Genomic DNA, 6,127 nt, shown 5'->3' on the forward strand with positions numbered 1-6,127 from the left:
TACATGATGGCAGCACCGCAACTCCAGCGGTTATTTTCGCTGCTCTTTCGATGGATTCTAATTTGGGATCGGCAATGCCTTTAATATGATGCGGGTAGTATCGCTTTTGCATCGCAGCCGGCGAGCGAGCAGGATTTTTGATCCAGAGCCGTGCCAGGCCGCGACATCCGGACATTTGAAGCGCTTGCAGGCTGGCATCGGACAGGCCGGTGGAGAATGAGTTTGGACTTGCTGATCTCCGAAACCCGCATCGCGCTTCCCGACGCCGCCGGCCTCGCCGCGCGGATGATCGATCATCTGGCCGAGCATGACATCGCCTTCGAGGACCGGGACGGTCTCATGGTGGCGAAACTGCCGTTCGGCATCAGTTCCCTCGCCGTCGAGGCCGAAGCGCTCAAGATCCGCGTCGAGGCCAACGACAAGGGCAATCTGGAAATGCTGCGCTCGGTCGTCGCCTCGCATGTGATCGAGTTCGCGGGCGACATTGCCCCAACCATCATTTGGTCCGGTCATGAATCCAACGGCGGCACGCTGGCCAATTTCCGTGAAGTGCGGCTGAAGGCCGCGATCACCCTGACGCCGCACATGCGGCGGCTGACCTTCACGGGCGACGATATCGCCCGTTTCGTGAATGACGACGATCTGCACGTGCGGCTGTACTTCCCGCCCGAGGGCCTCGCCAAGCCCGAATGGCCGTGGCCCGCGCCCGACGGACGTATCCTGTGGCCGGAGCCCGATCGCAGGCCCGTCACCCGTTATTACACGATCCGCCGCATCGACTTGCAGAGCCGCGAGATCGACATCGATTTCGTGGTCCATGATCATGCCGGGCCGGGCTCGACGTTCGCGGTGAACGCGACGGCCGGTGCCATCTGCGGCATGGCCGGCCCGCTCGGCCGGGGCATTCGTCCGGCGCGCTGGGTGCTGCTGGCGGGCGACGAAACCGCCCTGCCCGCCATCGCGCGAATTCTGGAGACGCTGCCGGCGACGGCGACGGGTGAGGCCTTTATCGAGGTCGCAGATCGGCGCGAGGAAGTTCCGCTGGTCGCCCCGGCCGGGGTAGCAATCCGCTGGTTGCATCGCGAGGGCCGTCCAGCCGGGACGACGCAGCTCCTGGTCGACGCCGTCAAGGCGGTGCGATGGCCGGACCATCGGGACGTCTTCGCCTGGATCGCGTGTGAGGCGCAGGCGCTGAAGACCCTGCGCAACCATCTGCGCGATGAGCGAAAGCTTTCCCGTGACCAGCTTCTGGCCGTCGCCTATTGGAGCCTACGCCAACCATGACGATCCAACACGCGCAGACGAGCGAAAGGACGCTCGCCTTGCCCGACGTCACGCAGGCCTCACTGGAAGCGCCCGCCCCCTTGTTCCAGCTCGACAAGGTCGGCTTCGCGGTGGCCGGGCGCGCGCTGCTCGAACCGCTGACGCTATCCCTTCCCGCACGCAGCGTCGTCGGGCTGATCGGCCATAATGGCTCCGGCAAATCGACCTTGCTGAAATTATTGTCACGCCAGCAGCCGAGCTCGTCGGGAACGATCCGTTTCGAAGGCCGCGCACTGCGCGCCTGGAGCGATCGGGACTATGCCCGCAAGGTCGCCTACCTGCCGCAGCAGACGCCGCCCGCTGCCGGCATGCTGGTCAAGGAGCTGGTCGCACTCGGTCGCTATCCCTGGCACGGCGCGCTCGGACGGTTCGGTGACATCGACCGCGAGAAGGTCGCAAACGCCATGGCGTTGACCCATATCGAACCCTTTGCGGATCGCCTGGTCGATACGTTGTCCGGCGGCGAGCGCCAGCGGGCGTGGATCGCCATGCTGGTTGCGCAGGATGCCGAGTGCCTGCTGCTCGACGAGCCGACCTCGGCGCTCGACATCGCTCATCAGATCGAAGTGCTGTCGCTGGTCAGGCAGCTCGCCCGCGAGCGCAATCTCGGCGTGGTCGTGGTGCTCCACGACGTCAACATGGCCGCCCGCTTCTGCGACGAGATCATCGCGCTGCATTCCGGGAAGCTGATCGCGCGCGGCACACCGGACAAGATCATGACGCCGGCCGAGCTCGAAACCATCTACGGCATCCCCATGGGCGTGATGCCGTCGCCGGACCATGGCCATCTCATCAGCTTCGCGCGGTGAGCGCCGTCAACCGCGCTGCGGGCGCAGCAGCCAGATAAGATAGGGTCCAGCAAGCATCATGGCGAAGATGCCGGCGGGCATCTGGAACGGGAAGATCACCATGCGTCCGGCCCAATCCGCCGTGACCATCAGGATCGCCCCGATCAACGCGGCCAGCGCCGCCTGATGCAGCGCGCGCTGCGCCCCCATCATCCGTGCCATATGTGGCGCGATGAAGCCGACCAGGCTCAGAAGACCAACCATCAGCGTGGCCGTCGCCGTCAGCAACGCCGTCAGCAGCATGATGATGACGCGGCTCCGCGTCAGCGAGATGCCGATCGAACGCGAGGTCGCAGATCCCAGCGGCAGGATATCAAGCCAGCGGGACAGCATTGGCACCATGATCAGCAGAACGAGCGCCGCGGCGGCGAGGATTGCGGCCTCGGCCGGGCCGATCTGGTAGAGCGAGCCTGTCAGCAGCGACAGCAGCGTGCCGATGCGGGGATCGCCGGTCGCCAGCGCCATGGCAATGATCGCACCGAATGCCGCGCTCATGGCGACGCCTGCCAGCAGCACGCGCTCCCGACTGAACTCGGACCGCCGGCTGAACAGCAGCACCAGCGCCAGCACAATGAAGGCGCCGATCCCGGCCGCTGCAATCTGCTCCAGCCGGGTGTGGGCGGGAAAGAGATAGAGCAGAACGATCACGCCCATCGCGGCGCCATAGCTGATGCCCATGACCTCCGGCGCGGCCATCGGGTTTCCGGTCATCCGCTGCAGCAGCGTGCCGGCGACCGCCAGCGTCGCGCCAGCTGCCAGCGCCGACACCACGCGCGGCCAGCGCCACGGCCAGAATTCCTGCAAGCCCGACAGGCCGCTCCAGCGCCAGCCGTCGGAGCCGACCCCGAGGCCGAGTGCGATCCAGACGGCAAGCAGCAGCAAGACGAACGCGAACAGGATCACGCGCCAGGGATGATCGAGCCGCGCCGGAACGGATGGCGTGAGGTTTCCCATCGGCATGGCGGCCCGCAGCCGCGGCAGCAGCACGAGCAACATTGGCGCGCCGATCAGGGCCGTCACCGCACCGGCCGGCATTTCGCGATAGCCGGGCGGGATCAGAAGCACGAGCTGATCCGTCAGCCACAGCAGCAGGGCGCCGCAAAGTGGCGCCCAGATCAGCCGGTCGCGAAAGCGGCGCGCGCCTGACAGCATGACGATGGCCGGCGCGGACAAACCGACAAATCCCATGACGCCGACCACGCTGACGACCGACGCGCTGAGCGCGATCGCGATGACGAGCGCGAAGACCCGGGCCCTCGTCAATCCGAGGCCGAGATTGCGCGCGGTCTCGTCGTCGAAGCCGAGCAGGGTCAGCGGACGAACCATCGCCGCGATCAGCACGATCGAAATCAGCAGCCGCGGCGCCAGGAAGGCGACGTTGCTCCAATCCTGCTGATTGAGGAAGCCGGCGCCCCAGATGAACAGACCGATCAGATATTCGTGGTTGAGCAGCACCAGCGCCTGGGTGGTCACCGCGCAGTAGTAGCTGACGATCAATCCAGCGAGCACCAGGACGACGGGCGACAGCGCACGCTTCCAGGTCAGCCCGAACACGCACAGGAACGCAGCGAACCCGCCGCACAGCGCAATCCACTCGCGGCCGAAGGCCAGCAGCGACGGCGCCCACAGGGTCGTCACGGCCAGCGCAAGATAGGCGCCGTTCAGGACGCCGATGGTGCTCGGCTCCGCAAGCGGATTGCGCAACACCTGCTGAGAGACCGTGCCGGCAAGACCGAGGGCTGCGCCGGCCAGCAGCGCCACTGCGATGCGCGGAAAAACGGTGTAGTGCACGAGCATCTGTTGGGGATCGGTGACCTCGGGCCGCCACAGCACCGGCAGCCAGGCGCCTGCGGGCAGATATCCGGACAGGTTGCGCCAGGTCAGCGCGGCCGCGGCTGCCAGCAGCAAGCCGATCAGCACCGCCGGATGCATCTCCAAGCCGGACCGGGCCGGCAGTGCCTCAACCTTGCTCATGGCTTTCCCGCGGCAGACGTTCGGCGAGAAGGCGGGCGAAACGTTCGGCCGCCGGCACGCCGCCATAGAAAAATTGATTACCCAGGACCGTCAGCCGATGCGACCGAAGAGACGGCAGGGTTTGAAGCACAGGGCTTGCTTTCAGCAGCGCTTCGACATCGGCGACCCGCGAGGTCATCAACACCAGCCGCGCGTCCGGAACCGCGGCGAGCACTTCGAGCCCAACACTGGTATGGCCCCATGGGCCGCTCTGTCCCGTCCAGGCATTCCTCAATCCGCACTGATCGAGCACCTCCTGATAGAGGCTGTTCGGACCGAACACGAGCGCGCGGTTGCGCGAGATCTCGCTGACGAGATAGAGCGGCTTGCCGCCGCGACCCCGGAGCCGCTCACGATAGCCGGCCATGGCGACGTCGAAACGGGCGAAATAGGCTTCGCACGCCGACTGCACCCCGAGGCGTTTGGCAAGCTCCAACGTCGAATGGCGCGCCGTGTCGAGAGGATGCCCGCCGGGTCTGAAGATCGTGAACGTTTCGACCGGCGCGATCAGCTTGAGCCGGGGGACGGCGGCCGCAATGCTGGGATCGATGACGATGATGTCGGGCGCGAAGCTCTGCAGCAGTTCGAGATTTGGCTCCGAACGCAGACCGATTTCCTGAACCGCGGACGGAACGGGCGGCTCGACGACGAGCCGGCCATAGCGCTCGATCTCCGGAATCACCAGCGGCACGACGCCGAGCGCCAGGATCGTCTGGGCACAGGCCCAGCCGAGCGCGGCGACCCGGGGCCCGGATTGCGATCCAGCGGTTTGGGCAAACGCCATGGGCCATGGACCCGCAAGGGCCGTGCCTCCGATCGCTGCGCCCGCGCCGAGGAGCGCACGGCGGGACAGCCTATGGTCTGGAATAGAGGTGCTCATGGGATCCGTTCAGGCGCCTCTCGCAAAGAGGCCGCGAGAGATGATGATCATGACATACTTTGGCTCACGCTGCATTCCATGTCAGGCCCCGTTTTCGCCAGCGGCGAGAAAGGCCTTGGCCAGCGCCCGCCCGATCGCCGCCCTCGCCTGCAAGGCATCGGCCACGACATTCCCCATGCGCAGGAATTCATGGATCATGCCGGGATAAACGTGCAGATCGACGGGAACACCGGCCGCCGCCAAGCGGGCTGCATAATCGTTTCCCTCGTCCACCAGCGGATCGAACTCGGCGAGGACGATGCATGCGGGAGCGAGGCCCGACAAATCATCCGCTGCGAGCGGCGCGAAACGCCAATCGTCGCGATCGGACTCGTCGCGGAGATATTGCCGGAAGAACCAATCGACGGTGCTACGCTCCAGGAGATGGCCGGTACCGTAGCGCTCGTAGGATGCGGAGCTTTGTCGAGAGCTGAGACCGGGATAAGCGAGAATCTGAAGCACCGGCTGCGGAAGGCCCCTGTTTGTCCTCGCCTCGATCGCGAGCGCGGCCGCAAGCGTTCCGCCGGCGCTGTCGCCGCCGACGGCGACCCGGCGCGGATCGAGGCCGATCGCGCGGCCCTCGAGGCCGATCCAGGCTAGCGCGTCGACCGCATCCTCGAAAGCGGTCGGAAACTTGTGCTCCGGTGCGAGCCTGTAGCCGACCGAGAGCACGGCCGCACCGCTGTCCTTGGCGAGGCCGCGGCACAATGGCTGATGCGAATCGAGGCTGCCGACGACGAAGCCGCCGCCGTGCATGTAAAGAAGAACCGGAATGGGAGTGCGTTCGCTCGGTTGCGCGCTCGCATAGAGCCGCGCCTCGATGATCGCGCCATCCCGCACCGGCAGCGACAAACGCCGCTCGTAGGCGAGCGCCGGCGGATCGACGTCGAGCAGCGGCGAGGACGCATCGAAATCGGCCCGCGCCTGCGCAGCAGTCAATTGCGGAAACGGAACGCGCGCGCCGCTTTCGGTGCCGGCCTGCACCATCTCGAGCAATGCCGCGATATCTGGATCAAGACTCAAA

6 protein-coding genes are annotated in these 6,127 nt (G+C 66.1%); 2 read left to right on the plus strand and 4 right to left on the minus strand.

The window, feature by feature from the left end:
- Positions 1-57: 57 nt before the first annotated feature.
- Positions 58-309 (minus strand): hypothetical protein, encoded by a 252-nt coding sequence (locus I6F36_RS09905; protein WP_225171386.1) that lies wholly within the window; start codon positions 307-309, stop codon positions 58-60.
- Between I6F36_RS09905 and I6F36_RS09910 the strand changes: the two genes are divergently transcribed.
- A complete protein-coding gene (locus I6F36_RS09910; protein ID WP_249788959.1) occupies positions 286-1,284 on the plus strand; it encodes a siderophore-interacting protein in 999 nt (332 codons plus the stop codon). The two genes, I6F36_RS09905 and I6F36_RS09910, sit on opposite strands and share 24 nt — an antisense overlap.
- Complete coding sequence (locus tag I6F36_RS09915) at positions 1,281-2,132, plus strand: ATP-binding cassette domain-containing protein (RefSeq protein ID WP_225125883.1); 852 nt, start codon at positions 1,281-1,283, stop codon at positions 2,130-2,132. The genes I6F36_RS09910 and I6F36_RS09915 overlap by 4 nt, the downstream gene beginning before the upstream one ends.
- Before the next feature lie 6 nt (positions 2,133-2,138).
- Here the strand turns inward: I6F36_RS09915 and fhuB are convergent, their stop codons facing one another.
- From fhuB to I6F36_RS09930, 3 genes are all read right to left on the minus strand, one after another.
- On the minus strand, positions 2,139-4,145 hold the full coding sequence (gene fhuB, locus I6F36_RS09920; protein WP_225171350.1) for a Fe(3+)-hydroxamate ABC transporter permease FhuB: 2,007 nt from the start codon (positions 4,143-4,145) through the stop codon (positions 2,139-2,141).
- Entirely contained in the window at positions 4,132-5,064 is a 933-nt protein-coding gene (locus I6F36_RS09925; protein WP_225171351.1) for an ABC transporter substrate-binding protein, read from the minus strand. Before I6F36_RS09925 ends, fhuB begins: the two co-directional genes overlap by 14 nt.
- A gap of 81 nt (positions 5,065-5,145) precedes the next feature.
- Positions 5,146-6,126: an alpha/beta hydrolase gene (locus tag I6F36_RS09930; protein ID WP_225125886.1), complete on the minus strand. Its 981-nt coding sequence runs from the start codon at positions 6,124-6,126 to the stop codon at positions 5,146-5,148.
- Between the last annotated feature and the right edge of the window lies 1 nt (position 6,127).

The organism is Bradyrhizobium sp. BRP19, assembly GCF_020194195.1.
GTDB lineage: Bacteria > Pseudomonadota > Alphaproteobacteria > Rhizobiales > Xanthobacteraceae > Bradyrhizobium > Bradyrhizobium yuanmingense.